The organism is Roseibium sp. MMSF_3544, from assembly GCF_030732845.1.
Classification (GTDB): Bacteria; Pseudomonadota; Alphaproteobacteria; order Rhizobiales; family Stappiaceae; genus Roseibium.
Genome location: NZ_JASHKA010000002.1, coordinates 16,498 through 34,131 on the forward strand (window position 1 = coordinate 16,498; position 17,634 = coordinate 34,131).

Genomic DNA, 17,634 nt, shown 5'->3' on the forward strand with positions numbered 1-17,634 from the left:
GACCTGGGCCAAACATACGCAGCCAACTCCAACTCGTTGCACACCGTCCCGGGACGCCGGACGAATAGCGCTAACGCTGCGTAAACAGCTGCGCCGCAATTGAGAATGTCCGCTTAACCTTGAAAGACCGTTAATAGGATGGGAATTGACCGGTTTTCGCCAATTTTTTTCTGAAACGGCGTGAATTATGGTTAATACAACAAAGTGTTAGACGCCGATCACAGGTGGTTTACTGTCAGAACTGCTAATCTTGCGTGTGGATTTCACCTTGGCTCTTACCCTGGGGTCCGAACCCTAACGCCCGCCGACACGCAGACCCGGTGCGGGACGTTCGCTCATGAGCTGGTGCCGGAACCGGAACAGCGCAGCCGGACGTCCGCCGGTGGCCGTCGAGGTTGCACCGGTCGGCTCGACAAGATCAGCGTTTTCAACGAGCCGCCGAAAATTCTGCTTATGCAAATGACGGCCAGAGATCGCCTCCACCGAGGTTTGTAGTTCGGTGAGGGTGAAGACTTCAGGCATCAGCTCGAAGATCACGGGCCTGTATTTCAGTTTGCCGCGAAGGCGCGAGATGGCGGTCGCAAGAACTCGGCGGTGATCGAACCGCATCGTCACGCCGAGAAAGGGCAGGCTCTGCCTCGCCAGGGCAGCCGGACGGCCATCGAGGCGGGCCTCGGGAACAAGGCCAGCTTCGTAAAGCAGTTCGTAGCGTTCCAGGGCGCGTTCTTCGTCCCAGTTTGCCGCGTCTGTTCCGAAAGCAAGACGGATGCGCTCCTGGCGGCCGAGCGGCTTGGGCGGTTCGCCGGCCAGTGGTGGCGCCTCGGCCCAGGTCTTCAATGCCGGCAGAATGTCACGGTCAAGAAGAGACGGCCTCCCACTGCGCCAGTCCTCCCACGGAAAATAGTCGTACCAAGAACGCCATGCGGAATCATGCCGCGCAAGCATATCTTCTGAATCCGCAGTCTGGCGCGTCAGCGCGAGGTAACCGACGGAGACCACATGCGGCCCTTCGTCTCCGGTCACCCTGTGGCGGCCACGGTCACCGAACGTATAAAGCTGTTCCACGTATCCCAGACTGAGGGCCGTCTGGTTCTCCACCCAGTTTCTGAGACCGATATCGAATGTCCGGTGATGGATCGGGTCGAACGGTCCGAATGGCAGGCTGTCCAGATCCGTTTCTTCAACATCGTTGACATGAACGATCTGCGGCATGCCGGCGGCGACGGACACGATCACCGCGTTCAATCCGATTTCGATACTGGCGTGCCCGTGCGGCATGAATGCTCCTCAAGAAGCCTCTGTCAGTCGATCGGCATGACAAAGGGCGTTCCTTCGAACGCGTTGGCACCGCGGCCAATGCCCCGGATGGCGTCGATCATGCGGCCGTCGCGTCCAAGCAGTTTGTCTGCCATGGCGACGATGCGCGCGTTTGGGGTCGCGGAAGGGGAGCTTTCGCGCAGCCTTTCCGCCAACCGGTATTCGTCAGCCTCCGGGCTGAGCGCGCAAGCGGCGACATAAGCTCCGGCGGTGGAGCGGCTGATCCCGGCCCAGCAGTGAATGACAAGCGGATCGGTTCGGTCCCATGCCCTGACGAAATCCAGAAACTCCGCAACGTGACGCTCGTTCGGAGGGGTCAATCCGGCCACCTGCTCCACGATGTCGTTGAAGGCAAGAAAAAGATGCCGGTCCGGTGCAACGCCTGCCGGTGTCGGAACGTCCATTTCCGCGTTGATCAGGGTTACGACGGACTTCGCGCCGGTTGCGGCAACTATCTCATTGAGTTTCGAAAGGGAGCATACGTGCAGCATGGCAGAACCAGGTTATTCGTTTCTGCCTGTAAGGTAGGGTCATTCGTCCTGAACGTCACGCATTTGCGCGCTTGCTTTTGGGTTTGTTCCCAGCTTCGCGCAGGTTTTCAATCTCATGGAAACGTTGCAGGAATTTTTCCTGAGCCAGGGCCACGGGAAGCGGCTCAAGACCATAGTGCAGTTTGCCGCCGCGCACCGCCGGAAAGCCGCGCGGCCGACCGAAGATCTTTGCCGCTTCTGCCTCTTCAAACCCGGCAAGTTCGACGGCCTCGAAGTAGGCGCAGATGATGTCCGCGCGCTTCGCCAGTTTCTTCACCATCTGGGGAATCTCGGCCGGCAGACCGAAGCGAACATGTATTGCCGCTTGCAGACGTGCCTCAACAGCCTTGTAGGCTTCGCCGATCACTGCCTTGAAGGGTGAAATCATGTCGCCGATGACATATTCCGGCGCATCGTGCAGCAGCACCGCTTGACGCCACTGTGGTGACAGATCCGGATTCAGTTTCAGGGCGATGTCTTCGACGACAAGCGAGTGCTCTGCCACCGAAAACGCATGGTCGCCATTGGTTTGACCGTTCCAGCGGGCCACCCGAGCAAGCCCGTGGGCGATGTCCGAAATCTCGACATCGAGCGGAGACGGGTCAAGCAGATTGAGCCGCCTGCCGGATAGCATGCGCTGCCAGGCGCGGGGAGGGGTGTCGGAACGGGCAGAAGGCATGGGTCCTGGAGCACTTTTGCGGTTTCAGTCCGCGGCGCTGGTTTCCGGCCAGGAAAACGATGCCCACTCAGGCAGACTTACCTGGATCTCAACGTCGCCGCATAAAAGAGGGCTGCCGTTGTCCTTGGCTTGGGCAACCTTGTCAAGACGAACCAGTGCCAATCCGGCATGCCGGCCGTTTTCTGCAGCAGAAGATCCAAGTTCGCCGACGGCCTTGCCGCCTGCGAGGATCGATGTCCCCTTGACGGGCAAGGAAGAGCTGCTCTCCACCTGCACAAACCTTTTCCGGGACGTTCCCCTGTGGTGAACCCTGGAAACCACTTCCTGCCCCACATAGCAGCCTTTGCTGAAGGAGACGCCGCCGAGCTGATCGAGGTCCGCATCATGCGGGAAGATGTCGGAATAGTCGAAATCCTTCAGGCCTTCCGGCACCCCCAGGACGATACGGTGGCTGTCATAGTCTTCAAGGCTGCCATGGTCGTTGTTATTTTGAAATGTACTCAAAGGCGCGACAACGCGTCTGCCGAGTGCCGCAAGCCGCGGATCGGGTACGTTGACCAAGGCGCCGGCTGCGTCAATGTCGCCGCCCCAGACAGCGAACACGCCGGTGTCCTCGCCAAGCAGCTCGAGATCGACCTTTGCCCTAAGACGGTAAAAGGTCAGCCGCTTCAGGAGATCGGCTACCGTTTCGGCGGGCGTGTCGAGCAGATATCCGCCGTCGCTGCCGTACATCAGAAAGTCGAACAGGATCTTGCCCTGGGGCGTCAACAGAGCAGACAGGACCGCACCCTTGCTGTCGGCCTCGTCAATATCCGCCGTCACGAGGTTCTGCAGAAAGGTGTGCGCATCGTCACCGGCGACCCGGATCAGCGCGCGATCGGTAAGGTGGGCTATTTTTGCGGCCGGCAAGTCAGTTTCCTCAATCGAATGGGTGCGTTTGTACGTACCGGCGAAATAAGTGTTTTGACTGAGCACGACAAGGCCGGGAATTCGTATTCGCCATCTGGTTCTTTTGAAAGCGGACGCGTATAAGCCCGATGAATGACGAGCCCAGATGAAGACATTGCGGGAGGATGCCCTATGAGCGAGACCTATGACCTGATCCTGAAAGCCGGAACGGTGGTCAATCAGGACGGCGAGGGGACGCGCGATGTGGCGGTTCGCAATGGCCGGATTGCGGGGATCGGCACGTTCGACGCGTCACAGGCGGGCGAGGTGATTGATTGCACCGGGCTTCACGTCTTGCCGGGCGTGATGGACACGCAGGTGCATTTCCGCGAGCCGGGGCTGGAACACAAGGAGGATCTGGAATCCGGTTCCCGCGCTGCCGTCATGGGCGGTGTCACCACCGTCTTCGAAATGCCCAACACCAATCCCCTGACCACGTCCGAAGAGGCTCTTGCGGACAAGGTCAGGCGCGGTCATCACCGGATGCACAGCGATTTTGCGTTCTGGGTGGGTGGCACGCGCGAGAACGTAAAGGACATTCCTGAACTGGAGCGCCTGCCGGCCGCTGCCGGCATCAAGGTGTTCATGGGCTCGTCGACGGGAGATCTCCTGGTGGAGGACGACGACGGTGTCCGCGACATTCTGTCAGCAACGCGTCGCCGCGCAGCGTTTCACTCTGAGGACGAATTCCGGCTGCGCGAGCGTCAGGGCGAACGTGTGGAAGGCGATCCGAGCTCGCACCCGATCTGGCGCGACGAGATTGCCGCGCTACAGTGCACCCGGAGACTGGTCGCGATCGCGCGGGAAACCGGTGCAAAGATCCACATTCTGCATCTGTCGACCGCAGAAGAAGTCGATTACCTGATCGATCACAAGGATGTTGCCTCTATCGAGGTGACCCCTCACCATCTGACCTTGACGGACGAAGCCTACAATCGGCTCGGAACACTTGTGCAAATGAACCCACCGGTGCGCGAACCCCGTCATTCGCAACGTCTCTGGTGGGGCCTTGAACAAGGCATTTTGGACATATTCGGTTCCGATCACGCGCCGCATCTGCTGGAGGAAAAACAGAAGCCGTATCCGGCCTCGCCATCGGGCATGACCGGCGTGCAGACACTGGTTCCGGTGATGCTGGACCACGTTCACAACGGGCGCCTGAGCCTTGCACGATTTGTCGACATGACCAGCGCCGGACCGGCGCGTCTTTTCCAGACAGCGCGCAAAGGAAGGATCGCGGTTGGCTACGACGCGGATTTCACCATCGTTGATCTGAAGCGGACGGAAACCATCCGCAACGAGTGGATCGCCTCCAAATGCGGCTGGACACCTTATGATGGCAAGGAGGTCACCGGCTGGCCGGTCGGCACAATGGTCCGGGGCACGCGGGTCATGTGGGACGGTGAACTGACAACGCCGTCAACCGGAGAAGCCGTCGTCTTTCAGGATGGCATCAGGCGGTAAGGCGTCTCGCACGGTTTGGCCAGCTACCCTGACACCTCATCCTTCGAGACAGGCCTTTGGCCTTCTTCAGGATGATGTTGAAGCTCGGTGTGTCGTTGATCGCGGTAGACCGAGCCAGCAAGATTTTTTGCTCCTTCCTGCCTGATTGTCCTCACGGCTGATAACCATCCGAACATTTTGTGATGTGAATAACAGCCTGAAGCTGGCTAAGGTGATTGAGTAAATTTGCGGATGGGCAAGGGAAACCAATGGGTAACCGTGTTTCCTAACCCGATCTAAAAAGGTTTTAGCTAGAGTTTTCGTCGAGCTTTATGGGTTTTGCGTTGGGGAGCTCAGGGATGTTGTCAAAGAAGTTTTCAGTCATGCGTACCGGCGGATTTAACCGCCTTCTTGCGGTCGCACTCTTGTCCGTAACGGCCATTTCGTCTGCTGCTGCGCGGGATGTTGCGCCTGGGGCCGAGGCCGAACCGGCTGATGAGCCGCCGCTCCACATGCTCGTTTCCTTGAATGAGCAGAAGATCAAGGTCTATAGGGGCCTCGACCTGATTGAGGTTGCGCCCATCTCATCTGGAAAGCGCGGACACAGCACGCCGACCGGGGTCTTCTCGATCCTGGAAAAGCGCCGCAAACACTTCTCCAATCTTTATGACAATGCGCCGATGCCGTTCATGCAGCGCCTGACCTGGTCGGGTATCGCGCTCCATGTCGGCAAACTGCCGGGGTATCCAGCCTCTCATGGCTGCATCCGTCTGCCGCGACCCTTCGCCAAGTCGCTCTATTCCATGACGGAGCGCGGCATGCATGTGGTCGTAACCCGTGACCCGGCTGACCCGCGTTCGGTCCAGCACGACGTGCTGCCGCAGCCTTATGCGCCGGCAACGGAAATTGCGAGCCTGTCCGAAAAGGCCCTTGAAGCGAACCCCGTCTTGCGCGGTGCGTTCCAGCCGACGGCGTTGCAGGCCTCCCTGCCGGAAACACGGCCGGAGAACCCGCATTTTGATCGCCCGCTTCGCATGATCATCACGCCGCAGAAACCGCCGAGCAAGAACAGGGTGCTGCAGCGGCTGCTCAACCAGATGGGCTACAATGCCGGTCCGGTTGACGGGGTTGTCGGCCGCAAGACACGCGCCGCGATCCGGCTGTACCAGGAAGGTGCCGACCTTCCGGTGACCGGAAGCATTACTGACGCGCTTGTTGCTCGCATTTATGCCGAAGCCGGTTACGAGAAACCGCAAAACGCGATGCTGCGGGTTCGCCGGAAGTTCCGCGACATCTATGCTGCCCCTGTTTCGATCAGGAATGTGGACGAGGCGATCGGCACCCATGTCTATACGGCGCTCGACTTCGAGCCGGGTGACAACTCTGTCGACTGGATCGCAGTGTCCGCGGAAGGCGACAGGGGTGGATCTTCTAACCACCTGCTTGACCGCATCGAGATCCCGGAAAAAGTGGTCAGGGAGCTGTCCAAGATGCTGACCCCGGGAACGTCGCTGACGATCACGGATCGCGGTTTCAAGCGCAACACCGGATTGGGTACAGACTTTGTCGTGATCACGCGCTGATCTGTACACACAGTCTCAAAGAAGCAGGAGCCCCCGCGTTTGCGGGGGTTTTTGTTATCCGGATAAGTGCAGATTTTTTCCCGAACGTCACCAAATTGTCGTACCGGTCACGTATCGGAAGGCAACTTATTCGCGCGGGTGACTCGGGAGGAAAGAATGGCGCACAGCACGCTTGAAGCTTCGAAGAAACGGCTCAGAAATGCGGTGCACCGTTCAGACGCGACTTCCCGTGAAGGAATTCTGGAGCGCCTCTTCACCTTCGCTTTCAAGGGTCTTGTCTATCCCCAGATCTGGGAAGACCCGGATGTCGACATGAAGGCGCTGCGCCTGACGCCGCAATCCCGGATGATTACGATTGCCTCCGGCGGCTGCAACGTAATGTCCTACCTCACGGCCAATCCTGCCGAGATCACCGCGGTGGACCTGAACCGGGCGCATGTTGCACTTGGACGTTTGAAACTGGCCGCCGCCAAGCACTTTCCGAACTACGAAGTGTTCTACCGGTTCTTTGGCGAGGCTGACGAAAAAGCCAATGTGGCGGCCTATCATCGCTTCTTGAAAGACAATCTCGACCCGGAAACCGTGGCCTACTGGGAGGGGCGGGACGTTGCCAACTGGGGCCGCAAGCGCATCACTCTCTTTTCGCGCGACCTATATCATCACGGCCTGCTCGGCTATTGCATCGGGCTTGGCCACCTCGTAGCCCGCCTCTACGGGATCGATCCGAAATACATGGTGAAGACCAAGTCCCTTGAGGAGCAGCGCACGTTTTTCGACACCGCCCTGGCGCCGTTGTTCGACAAACGACTGGTGCGCTGGGCAACGTCCAAGAAAATGTCTCTCTATGGTCTCGGTATCCCGCCCGCCCAATACGATGCTCTCGTGTCTGCAAATGCGGATGGCAACATGTCCGCGGTTTTGCGCGACCGCCTGGAAAAGCTGGCCTGTGACTTTTCCATGAAGGAAAACTATTTTGCCTGGCAAGCATTCGGCAGAGGATATGCCCCGCAAGCCGGAGAAACGACGGGCGAGTCCGGCCCGCTCCCACCCTATCTGAAACGCGCGCATTTTGACGATATTCGCGAACGTGCCGGACGGGTGCGGGTGCTGAATCGGAACTTCACCGAGCATCTCCAGTCCACCGCCGATGACAGTCTGGATGCCTATGTGCTCCTCGATGCGCAGGACTGGATGACCGATCACCAGCTCAATGCGCTCTGGTCTGAAATCACCAGGACGGCTCGTCCCGGTGCCAGGGTCATTTTCCGCACGGCAGCCGAGCCGACGCTCCTGCCGGGCCGTGTTGCGGACGAGATCCTGGATCGCTGGACGTACGAGGAAGCGGAAAGTCTGGAGCTTGGCCGTCAGGACCGGTCGTCCATTTATGGCGGCTTCCATCTTTACGTATTCAACGGCTGAACAACGGCTTGGATTTAAGGATGAGCGAAGCTGTCGAAACTGCCCGGCTCATGGACGCCGTCTATCGCCACCAGCGCCACTTTTACGATCTCACGCGAAAATACTACCTGCTCGGGCGCGACCATCTGATTGCAGAACTCCAGCCGCCGGTTGGCGGTGCGGTGCTGGAGTTGGGTTGCGGCACCGGCAGAAACCTGATCGCAGCCGCGAAAAGATATCCCGACGCCCGCTTTTTCGGCCTCGATATCTCCCGCCACATGCTGGATACGGCGGAAAAGAACATTTCGAAGGCTGGCCTCACAGAGCGAATTTCCCTGATCGAGGGAGATGCCGCAAATCCGGAGGCCACAAGCGGCCACGGCGTCCCTGCCTTTGACCGGGTTTTCTACTCCTATACGCTCTCTATGATCCCGATCTGGCGCGAGGCGCTCTCTGCCGGTGCTCTCCGGCTTAAGGACGGAGGGCGTATTCACGTGGTCGATTTTGGCCAGCAGGGGAACCTGCCCGGATGGTTTAAGAGAATGCTCTTTGCCTGGCTGAAGTCATTCCATGTCACTCCACGGGTCGAGCTTGAAGCGGAGCTTGTCCGTCTCGCCGGACAGACCGGGGCGGAACTTGACTTCCAGCATCTTTACCGCGGCTACGCTGACTATGCCGAGCTGCGAAAGACATAAACTCACCCCGGAGAATGGCGCTCTGATGCGCCCCGGCCGTCACTCCGTACCCTAGCTGCATTCAAAATCGTCTCCTTCAAGCGGTCGGCACCGGTCGGGCCAGCCCCGCTCACGCCAGTAGTCTAGAATGCCGGTTTGTTCTACGAGGAATTTGAACTGCTCTTCTGACCCGACACTGTCGATGACGGTCCATGGAACAGAATAGGAGACAGCGGAGCGGCGCAGCGCGAGCGCGTAGTGGAGATAGGCCTTGAGCGCAAGATCCGGTCCACCTATCGCATTAAGCAGCGTGTATCCCATGAAGTTGTCGTTCTTGTATTCCTCGAAGATATCCTCGGGCGCGTCTTTGCCAATGGAGTTGATCATTTCCATAACTCTGGTCTTCCAGACCGGGTCGCAGTCGTTGCAGGCGGCGATGAGCGCCCTCAATTCATCGGTTTGGCCTGTCTTTACCATGTAGCCGATCATGGGCCGTGCAATCGGTTCGCGTTGCGGGCTCTTCTCTTCGAAAAACGCTATCAGCTTCTTGGCGTTCCCCGCGCTCGGGTCTGCCGCCCACTTGGCTTCCAGCTCCCGGAATTGAAAGACGCTGTTGAACGGATCTGCTTGCGTGGTGTGTTCGGCCATCGCAATCGCCTGCTCATGGCGACCGAGCATCGACAATAACTCCGCGTAGTCCTCCAGCACGTCATATGCATCGGGCACCTGATCAAGGGCAGCACGATACATGTCTTCAGCTTCAGACCATTGGCGGTTTCTGCGGAACGTGTTGGCCATTGCATATTGAACCAGTGGGAGTTCCGGATTGATGAGATTTGCCCTCAACGCAAACTCCTGCGACCGGGACAACATGAATGCCGTATCGACCCTGCCTTCGTCGTCCGAGACAATGTAGTTCGGGTAAACATTGTAGACGAGCGAGAGCGCTGCCCAGCCGGCAGCAAAATCCGGATCAAGACTGACGGCTTCGTTCAAAAGGTCGGCAGCTTCCTGCAAAGCCGCACCGCGTTGCTGGTAGAGGCCCAACCCTTGCAGGAATAGCTCGTAGGCCCTTGCGTTGGACGTGCGTATTTCCATGAGCGCATCTGCCGTGATCTGCAATGGTGTGTTCAGCGCTTCACCGACTTGCAGGGCAATTTTCTCCTGAATCTGAAACAGGTCTTCCTGCGACTCGTCGAACACGTCCGACCAGATCAGAAACCCGTCGTCTGCCTCGACAAGCTGCGCTTCGATCCTGAAGTCACCGTCGACGTGACGGACGCTTCCTTCAAGAATGTAATCGACACCCAGCTCCTTTCCGATGACGCGCAGATCTTCGTTCTTGTCCTTGAAACTGAACGATGAACTCAGGCCGGGCACACGAAACTGACCGGTTCGAGCCAAGGTGCTCATGAGCTCGACCGTCAGGCCATCGCTGAAGTTGTCGGACTCATCCATCCGGCTCAGGTTCTTGAACGGCAGGACGGCGATCGACTTGTGATCGTCGCCAATCACGGGCTCGTTCAGGCTCGGCAGAAAACGACCGTAAATCGGGTTGGCAACGGAGATCGTCAGGATGAGCACGACACCGATGCCGAGAAGGTAGTTGAGCGCGGTTTCCGACTTTGATGGTGGCGCCTGCTGTCCGAGTTCGGTCGTTCTCTGGAGACCGGTCGGGCTCAGCTCGTAAGCCCAGGCGAGCACGCAGGCAATCGGGAAGCCAAGCGCGAGAAGCGTCGCAACCAGGCTGTCTGTCCACTCGGGAAGCTTCAGGGTTGATTGCAGAACGAGGGCAACTTGAAGACAGAGCCACGCAACAACAATGTAGCCCGCCGCGACCTTGACGACGTTGCGCCGCCGCAACTCGTCGAAGAACGAGTGGCGATTGTGATCCTGCTTCGAAAGCGCCTTAGGCGCGGAGACGGGTACAGCGCGTGCTGTCGTGATGTCGCGGCCAGATGTATTGGAGCGTGAGGTGGCCTGCCGCTTTTCAGGGAGCAGTGCCTGGCTTGTAGTTCGCTCCGGTGCTTCTGCGCAGCCTATCGAGAAGGACGGGCCGTGCTTAGGCCAGTCGACCCTGTTGAGCTGAAGATAGTCTTTCAGGCTCAAGGCAGCGTAAAGGAAGGCGATCCGCCGCATGCGCGGGTCGATGTTCTTGTGCGCAAAGTTGAGACCTGCAGCGACCCTTGCAAGAAGACACTGGCTTTCCATGAAAGAAAGCCGATCCGGTTCGTATGTTTCGATCCAGTCCTTGATGCCGCTTCGAAGGGTGCTCACGATCTCCATGAGACCCAGGTCGTCGGCCTGCAGCCCGCGCGCCGTCTTGTGCCTGTTGCGGTGGCTCAAGTTTTCGAACAGGCCCTCCCAATACGCGGCGTCCCGGTCTTTTCTGGACATCAGCAGATGCGAGAGTTCGAAATAAGCGTGATCGAAGAACAGAAACTGGTCCGAGTCGTAGTCTGCAAGATCTATGAGGAAATAGTCCGGGTTCGCCGGGTCTTCCTGTCCGACCAGCAGGTTCATACCGTGTAAATCACCATGGCTATGGCCTTTGACGGCACGGATATGCAGCCGGTCGTGCAGATCGACAACACCTTCCGCGAAGGCCAGTGGGTTTGGAAACCACTGTCCCTCGAAAGTGAAGCTCGGATCATGAAAGTCCAGACCGCACTCCTTCGACAAGAAGGTGTGAATACGTCCTCCCGAGCCGGTGACCAACCTGTATCCAAGCCAGGACGAAAGCAGATCCTGCGGCATATGAATGCCGTCACTGAGCCTGTAGTTCTTGTTCCACTCCGCCAGCAGATCTTTTGACAGATGCCGGATAACGGGCAGTTGCTTTTCGAACGGGACATCGGGCCAGGGATCAGCATACTCCAGACCACGGCCGGCGATCGTCAGCAAAATGCCGAACTGGTCTCTGTCATGGAAAGAATAGAGCAATCTTGGAAGATGCTGTCCTGCAAACTCCGGTGAGCTCTCGATGGCCTGCATCAACAGTTCCGGTTCCGGGCGTCCGCCGTGCACCGGGTCCCAGGCCTTGTCGAGCTTCAAAATAGCCTGCCCCGTGTAATCTGAGCTGTGGACATCGGCAACCAGAACCTGCGCACCGGACTTGCCGCCACGCAGTTCGCGGCTCAGGCACATCGTTCCCTCGGCACCCAGCCTCTTCTCTACTTGTGCAAGCAGGCACGAATAGGCCTTTGGCCAGGGCAAGCCTGACTGCAGGGTCTCTTCCAAAGGGCTGCTTTGCTGACCCAAATTTATGACGTCACTTTCTACCAACGCTCGACTAGCTCCCGTCTGTCCCCGTGAGATGTCTGATAGATAAGTGATTTTCGCGAAGTCTGAAGTTAAATTGATGTAATGATAAGATAAAATCGATATTCCAGCGTCAAGGAAAGCAAAATACTTAGGTTTGGAAAATTAAACTTGAAAAAGTAATTCTCTATAGGAAAAGTAATGGTGACTAATTGTACAGGCTAAAAAATAGGCGAATCCTTTTGAGGGCGGCATCATGACCTTGCCGACCCGCTTAGATCTGGAATCGGCGGTCTTTTGCAATCGCGATTTTGCGGATCAGGCCGAAGCCTGAACCACCATCTCAACTTCAATCTTCAAGTCCGGCGCGGCCAGTGCGGCAACGCCGATACCGGTAAGGCTCGGCAGCGCGCCTGCCAGAAAGTCCAGAATGAGCGGCATTACCGCTTCCTGCGACTGCGGCGTCAGGTCGGTCACGTAGATGCGCATGTGAACAATGTCCTCAGGCGTGCTGCCGATTTCTGTCAGTGCATGTCGCAGGTTTTCAATGACAATCTCTGTTTGCTCAACAAGCGATGCCGGGACGTCTCCGCCATCGGCCCTCCAGGCGACTTGGCCTGACACAAAGGCCAAACGGCCGGCTTCGGCAACGGAAATCTGGGAATATCCGACTTTCCCGGCGTCGGGCAGGCTGTTCGGATTAAGACGCAAGATCGGGGCTGACATAATCATCCTTTCAAAATGGCAGATTTACGTCACCTGTAGCGCTATCATTTGCCGAACTGTATTCGCCTCAATAGCGAACAAATTTCTGCAAAGAGGTTGCATGCTCGGTTCGAAGGTAAATGATATTCTTGTGTTTCTTTCCGTCGTCGACACTGGAAGTTTCGTGGACGGGGGGAGGGCGTTCGGGCTTTCCCGCTCAACCGCCGGTAAGGCGGTTGCCAGGCTTGAGGACGCCTATGGTGCCCGCCTTTTGAACCGGACAACACGCGCGCTGGATATGACAGAAGAAGGCCGGAAGCTTTATGAGCACGGTCAAGCAATCCGCGCCGCGATCGAGGAAGCGGATCTGAGCCTTTCTGCCGACGCGGGAATTCCGCGCGGGACTTTGCGCATCACCGCGCCAGATGCGGTCGGTCGCCGCATTCTGTTGCCCGTCGTCCGGCGTTTTCTGGAAAAGTGGCCGCAAATGCGGGTTGAAATCGGGTTTTCAGACCGCGTGGACAACATGATCGAGAAAGGGTTCGATCTTGCAATCAGGGTCGGTGTCACATCACCTGGTCAAGGTTTTATTTCAAGAACGCTGCTGACCGACGTGCCGGTGCTTTGCGCTGCGCCGGCCTATTTTGAAGGCGGCGGACGTCCTTTGCGTGCTGAACAACTGGACGCATTTGATCTTCTTCTGTTTGGCGACCAAGGCAAAAATCAGGGATGGCGCATCAGGGACGAAGGCGGCCCCTGGATCCGCCTGCAGGGTCATGCGCGTTTGAAGCTCGACAGCGCCGAAGCGCTGCGTGAGGCTGCTCTTGCTGGATTGGGAATCGCCTTGCTGCCCCGGCTCGTCGTTGAAGAAGACCTTGCAGCGGGCCGACTTGAACAGGTATTGCCGCTGGCCGAGTGCGGCTCTGTCCCGATCATCGCGCTTTATCCGCACAAACGGCTGCTCGAACCGCGTGTCCGGCGCTTCATCGACATGCTGGCGGAGCACCTCAATCGAAATGGTTCGTCCTGCGGTAATGGTAATCGACCGCCTTAAACCTTTGTCACCAGAGCCTTGAGAGCCGTTTGATGAAGGAGGGAGGCAGCGTCCTCCGGCGAGACCCATCTCCTGGTCCGGTGCTTTTCCTCCCAGGCGTCATCGGGGAGGATTTCGGTGACTTCCATCGAATAAACCGTTACTTCGCAGGTCGCGCCCCACTTCTCATATGCATAGGTCCCAAGGGGCGCGGTGCCGACAGTCCCCTTAACGCCTGCTTCCTCCAGTGCTTCATTCATGGCTGATGCGGCAGGACCGAGCCCCGGTTCGACAATTCCCTTGGGAACGACCCAGCGGCTGCCGCCGCTCGACCCGACGATGAGAATTTCAGTACCGCCACCTGTCCGGCGAAAAGGCACGACAGAAGACTGGGTGTAGTAATACGCCGGCCGTTCTCGCTGATCGGAACCGTTGGGGGTGGGATAAGGAAAGAGGTCAGGCAGATCTTTCGGGTCGACACGTTTGACAAGACGTGTGTCGCCATTTTCTTGCGAAAGCCAAAGGAAAACGCCAGGTCCGGGATCCGCATCAAGCCCCATTTTCCGCAAGACTTCCCGGAGTTGCCCGGCAAGTCCGACCAGAAGGGGCCTGCCTTCTTTTGGCAATTCGGGAACATGCCCGTCGGAAAGCTCCGCCGACAGTGTGATGTTGCGAGCCGTCCAGCCTGCAGCCTTAAGGGCCTTTTCGGCAGTCACCTGCGCGCGCAGCGCACTGGTGGTAATTGTCATGTCCGGCTTGAGGCCGTTCCCCGCCATCCAGGTGCCGATTTTCTGCGCCTGACGCTTTCCCTTGTTCCGCAAGGGCCGGTCGATGTCCGGGCCGTTCCACGATTTCATCGCAGCGCCGGCGCACAGCATCAAAAGCTCCATAGATGCCTCCCGACAGTCATCGGGCGATGATCGTGCGCCCACCAGATCCTGACGTCTGTTAACACCGAAAGCATATCCAAGCCGATGGCGGCTGTCACAAGACGGTCGCCAACAAGAAACACTCGCCGAGACAGCCGGGTCAGCGCATGTCCTCAATCATTGCACGGGCCTCGCTTCGGCACGTCGTGCTGACGTTGTTTGACCATGCATAAATGCAGGCCAGTAATCGCCCCTTGCCAGGCGCAACGCTCCTGCAATGGGTCCTGATATCCGATGCGCAGACCTGTTTCAGTTTGGCTTCATCAACCCGGACGGTCCCGCTGCGCGCGCCTGCTGGGACCTTGGGTTCAAAGGCCATTCTTTTTGCAACTTTCGTGACTTCCGGTTTGCATGCCGGCGAGATTCTGTTGCCGTGCGCAAAAAGGCACGCGGAAATGCGTCCACGCCCCTCCCGCACGCCCTTGCAAAGGGAGGCGATATCCGGCGAGCACGCGGTCATGAGCGAGCTGGCCTGAGCGGGGGAGCTGTTACCTGTTGTCGTTGCGCCGGCAAGGGCCATGGCGAACATGGCAGACGTGATCTTTTTGCCCATTTGTTCCATCTCCCTTCATGGTGAGTGAACGTTGGCTGATCTGTGCCCTGCCTGAGAATTTTACCGCATTTTCGCTTTGATCGGAACCGCGCGCGCGAACTGCCTTAAGGTGGAATCGTATCAGTCGCCTGCCACAAAGTAATGCAGGGTTCCATCGGGACCGATGCCGACACGATAAAACGTCCAGGCACCGAATTCTTCCATTTCGGCATAGTCGCCCGCGGTAATGATCCGGTACATTTCGACCTTCTGGTCCGGCGTCAGGTCTTGAAGCGGATAGCGGGCAAAATACGGCCACACATACATCTCTTGCGGCGTCCCGACATCGACATGCAGGAAGCCTGCGTCCAGCGTGTCCGCCAGTATCGCCAGGATCTCGAAACCCTCGCCGTCGCCTGAACTCTGTTTCAGAAAATCGATCGGATCATCGATGTCGCCGAATGAAAGTGTTGGCGGCAGCTCGTTGCTCTCAAGCACCATGCGCATCCGCTTCATGTCGCCCAGAAGGGCAGCTTCACGAAGTTGCGCGTGCATGCGCGCCACGGGCTTCGGCAAAACGGAGGTATTGTAGAGAACCTGGGGTGCAGCAAGGTCGGCAGGGGCGGCAGCCTTGTTGCCAGCCGGTGTTGCCGGTTCATCGCTGCTTTGCGGAACAGACAGTTGATCGTCCGGTATCGGCGCGGATTGCTGGGTCGGCTCTGGACCAATCGGGATGGTTTCCGTCGTGACGTTCTTGGCCAGGCCGACTGCCGGAAAGAGACAGAAAACCAGAACCGCCGCCGTTTTTGTCCGTCCCATGGCGAACTCCCGTAATTGCGATTTGCCGCCCCATCGCCCTTATGGGACATTCCTTAAACAATTCGTGCGAGAGTTCAAACAGCTTGAGCGTATTTTCCGTCCTTGTGATTGGCCCGCGAGACCAATTTCGGGCGGGAAGAGGCTTTCATAAAAAATCCAAGGTCTAAAACAAAGGGCCGGCTGTGACAGTGTTGGAATACGTTCTGATCGGATTTTTTATTGGCATTCTGACGACAGCGCCAGTTGGTCCGGTCAACGTCATGGCCATCCAGCACGCCGTCAGAAGCGGCTTCAGCCACGGCGTCTTTGTCGGGTTGGGCGCAGTGGTCGCGGATACGATTTTCGCAATTGCCGCCATCTTTGGTGTCTCTGCAATCACCAACTTCGTCGAAGGCCAATTCCGTCTCATCGAGGTTGTCGGCGGCGCGCTTCTGATTGTTTTCGGCATCAAGATCTGGAATACGCATCCGCATTTGGACAAAGACGGCAACGACCGGGAATACAGCTATTTGGGCGACTCGGCCGCAGCCTTTTTCATGGCAATCACCAATCCTGGCGCAATTCTGGCTTTCATTGCGATTTTCGGCGGACTAGGCGACTACCGTCCAGCACACGGCGATCACTTCGGTGCCTTGATGATGGTTGCTGGTGTCGCGAGTGGGGCGACAACCTGGTGGGTCACCGTGTCTGCGACGGTGTCGCATTTCAAAGCAAAGATCGACGACCGGTGGCTGGACCGGGCCAATCACATTGCCGGCTTTGTCCTAGTCGCCTTCGGCGCCTTGATTTACATGAGCCTTGCGCTGGACGGGTTCAGCCACGCCGCAAGTTTCTGGCGGTCTTGAACCGGGAATAAAAAAGGCCGGATGATCCGGCCTTCATGTATCGTTTTGGACGGCAGGTCTACTGAAGGACCCGGTTCACCGTGTAATCACCTTGAAGAATGCGATCCGGCAGTCCCTCGGCAAGTTTGGCGACGGCGTCCTCGCCGTAGGCTGCAACGAGATCGGCAAGCGCGGTGAACATGGCGGCATGTGCAACCGCGTCGGCATCGACACCATTGGCGATGGCTTCCGCCCAGGCATCTGAAATGAAGCCGAGAGCGGCGCGTCTGATGTCTTCGTCTTCGGCGAACTCGGCCTCCATGGCCGCTTCAGCATAATCGTCGTTTATCATTCGTTCCCTTACCGGTCTGTCCCGAACCCGAGGAGACAACTCCCGCGTGTCCCTCTCCCGAATCTCATGATCTGATCCTAGCACGGCGATCCGCGCTGATAAGCAACCGTGAACGCAAACTTAACGGCCACCCACAAATTTGATTCAAAAGGTTAACCAACTCGTAACGTTTCGACGTTTTTGCCCGGATTTATCGGCCATAGCGGCTGGTAACGTCGCTTATGATCGTTTCGCCCTCGCTCAGATACTGTCCCATTGCGATACGGGCTGCGTCGGTGCACTCTCTGTAAGCGACTGAGAATCCACGATATCCTTGGTTAAACCGTTCGATAAATCTGCGCCGCCGGTTTTCGTCGACCGTTTCTGCGTCCAAAAAATCTTCCATCCGGTCGCGCCAGGTCGGCTGATCGTTTTCTTTGCATAAGGGCCGCAGAAAATGGAGCGCGCCAAAGACTTCCGACAATCGCATGAGCTGCTGTTCGTAGGGCGGGGCATCGATCCCGGGCTGCTGGGCGAATGCAACCTGTGAAGGTGCCGTCGACCCAAGCACCGCCAGAACGATTATCCGGTGCAGGAAATTAGGGGCGCATTTGTTCCTCATGGCCGG

The 17,634-nt window shown here is 57.9% G+C and carries 17 protein-coding genes; 6 read left to right on the top strand and 11 right to left on the bottom strand.

Going from position 1 to position 17,634, the window contains the following annotated elements; translation table 11 throughout:
* Positions 1-294 precede the first annotated feature (294 nt).
* From RBB47_RS02810 to RBB47_RS02825, 4 genes are read right to left on the bottom strand one after another with little or no spacing between them, the layout of a single operon-like run.
* On the bottom strand, positions 295-1,278 hold the full coding sequence (locus RBB47_RS02810; protein ID WP_305984220.1) for an NAD regulator: 984 nt from the start codon (positions 1,276-1,278) through the stop codon (positions 295-297).
* A gap of 23 nt (positions 1,279-1,301) precedes the next feature.
* Positions 1,302-1,808, bottom strand: a complete 507-nt coding sequence (locus tag RBB47_RS02815) for a tyrosine phosphatase family protein (protein WP_305984221.1) — start codon at positions 1,806-1,808, stop codon at positions 1,302-1,304.
* Between the two features lie 55 nt (positions 1,809-1,863).
* A complete protein-coding gene (locus RBB47_RS02820) occupies positions 1,864-2,526 on the bottom strand; it encodes an HD family hydrolase (protein ID WP_305984222.1) in 663 nt (220 codons plus the stop codon).
* A 24-nt stretch (positions 2,527-2,550) separates the two neighbouring features.
* On the bottom strand, positions 2,551-3,435 hold the full coding sequence (locus RBB47_RS02825) for a folate-binding protein YgfZ (RefSeq protein ID WP_305984223.1): 885 nt from the start codon (positions 3,433-3,435) through the stop codon (positions 2,551-2,553).
* 171 nt (positions 3,436-3,606) lie between these two features.
* Between RBB47_RS02825 and RBB47_RS02830 the strand changes: the two genes are divergently transcribed.
* The 4 genes from RBB47_RS02830 (at position 3,607) to RBB47_RS02845 (ending at position 8,593) form a co-directional block, all read left to right on the top strand.
* Positions 3,607-4,938 (top strand): dihydroorotase, encoded by a 1,332-nt coding sequence (locus RBB47_RS02830; RefSeq protein ID WP_305984224.1) that lies wholly within the window; start codon positions 3,607-3,609, stop codon positions 4,936-4,938.
* A 338-nt stretch (positions 4,939-5,276) separates the two neighbouring features.
* On the top strand, positions 5,277-6,500 hold the full coding sequence (locus tag RBB47_RS02835; RefSeq protein ID WP_305984225.1) for a L,D-transpeptidase: 1,224 nt from the start codon (positions 5,277-5,279) through the stop codon (positions 6,498-6,500).
* Between the two features lie 156 nt (positions 6,501-6,656).
* Positions 6,657-7,919 carry a DUF3419 family protein gene (locus RBB47_RS02840; protein WP_305984226.1) on the top strand — a complete coding sequence of 421 codons (1,263 nt, stop codon included), beginning with the start codon at positions 6,657-6,659 and terminating at the stop codon, positions 7,917-7,919.
* A gap of 20 nt (positions 7,920-7,939) precedes the next feature.
* Positions 7,940-8,593 carry a class I SAM-dependent methyltransferase gene (locus RBB47_RS02845; protein WP_305984227.1) on the top strand — a complete coding sequence of 218 codons (654 nt, stop codon included), beginning with the start codon at positions 7,940-7,942 and terminating at the stop codon, positions 8,591-8,593.
* A gap of 51 nt (positions 8,594-8,644) precedes the next feature.
* On the opposite strand, the gene RBB47_RS02850 is transcribed toward RBB47_RS02845, so the two are convergent.
* Both RBB47_RS02850 and RBB47_RS02855 read right to left on the bottom strand, forming a co-directional pair.
* Positions 8,645-11,719, bottom strand: coding sequence for a tetratricopeptide repeat protein (locus RBB47_RS02850; protein WP_305984228.1), 3,075 nt, complete (start codon positions 11,717-11,719; stop codon positions 8,645-8,647).
* 432 nt (positions 11,720-12,151) lie between these two features.
* Complete coding sequence (locus tag RBB47_RS02855; protein ID WP_305984229.1) at positions 12,152-12,559, bottom strand: RidA family protein; 408 nt, start codon at positions 12,557-12,559, stop codon at positions 12,152-12,154.
* Between the two features lie 100 nt (positions 12,560-12,659).
* Here RBB47_RS02855 and RBB47_RS02860 point away from each other — a divergent pair, with 100 nt between their 5' ends.
* Positions 12,660-13,592 (top strand): LysR family transcriptional regulator, encoded by a 933-nt coding sequence (locus RBB47_RS02860; protein ID WP_305984230.1) that lies wholly within the window; start codon positions 12,660-12,662, stop codon positions 13,590-13,592.
* Here RBB47_RS02860 and RBB47_RS02865 read toward each other — a convergent pair.
* The 3 genes from RBB47_RS02865 to RBB47_RS02875 form a co-directional block, all read right to left on the bottom strand.
* Positions 13,589-14,461 carry an NUDIX domain-containing protein gene (locus RBB47_RS02865; RefSeq protein ID WP_305984231.1) on the bottom strand — a complete coding sequence of 291 codons (873 nt, stop codon included), beginning with the start codon at positions 14,459-14,461 and terminating at the stop codon, positions 13,589-13,591. The two genes, RBB47_RS02860 and RBB47_RS02865, sit on opposite strands and share 4 nt — an antisense overlap.
* 139 nt (positions 14,462-14,600) lie before the next feature.
* The gene (locus RBB47_RS02870; protein WP_305984232.1) at positions 14,601-15,053 is read right to left on the bottom strand and encodes a cysteine rich repeat-containing protein; all 453 of its coding nucleotides are present in this window, start codon (positions 15,051-15,053) and stop codon (positions 14,601-14,603) included.
* A gap of 120 nt (positions 15,054-15,173) precedes the next feature.
* Entirely contained in the window at positions 15,174-15,851 is a 678-nt protein-coding gene (locus RBB47_RS02875; protein WP_305984233.1) for a hypothetical protein, read from the bottom strand.
* A gap of 182 nt (positions 15,852-16,033) precedes the next feature.
* Here RBB47_RS02875 and RBB47_RS02880 point away from each other — a divergent pair, with 182 nt between their 5' ends.
* Positions 16,034-16,696 (top strand): LysE family translocator, encoded by a 663-nt coding sequence (locus RBB47_RS02880; protein WP_305984234.1) that lies wholly within the window; start codon positions 16,034-16,036, stop codon positions 16,694-16,696.
* 58 nt (positions 16,697-16,754) lie between these two features.
* Here RBB47_RS02880 and RBB47_RS02885 read toward each other — a convergent pair whose 3' ends face one another.
* Both RBB47_RS02885 and RBB47_RS02890 read right to left on the bottom strand, forming a co-directional pair.
* Complete coding sequence (locus tag RBB47_RS02885; RefSeq protein ID WP_068407121.1) at positions 16,755-17,027, bottom strand: hypothetical protein; 273 nt, start codon at positions 17,025-17,027, stop codon at positions 16,755-16,757.
* A gap of 190 nt (positions 17,028-17,217) precedes the next feature.
* The gene (locus tag RBB47_RS02890; RefSeq protein ID WP_305984235.1) at positions 17,218-17,628 is read right to left on the bottom strand and encodes a TIGR02301 family protein; all 411 of its coding nucleotides are present in this window, start codon (positions 17,626-17,628) and stop codon (positions 17,218-17,220) included.
* Positions 17,629-17,634 lie beyond the last annotated feature (6 nt).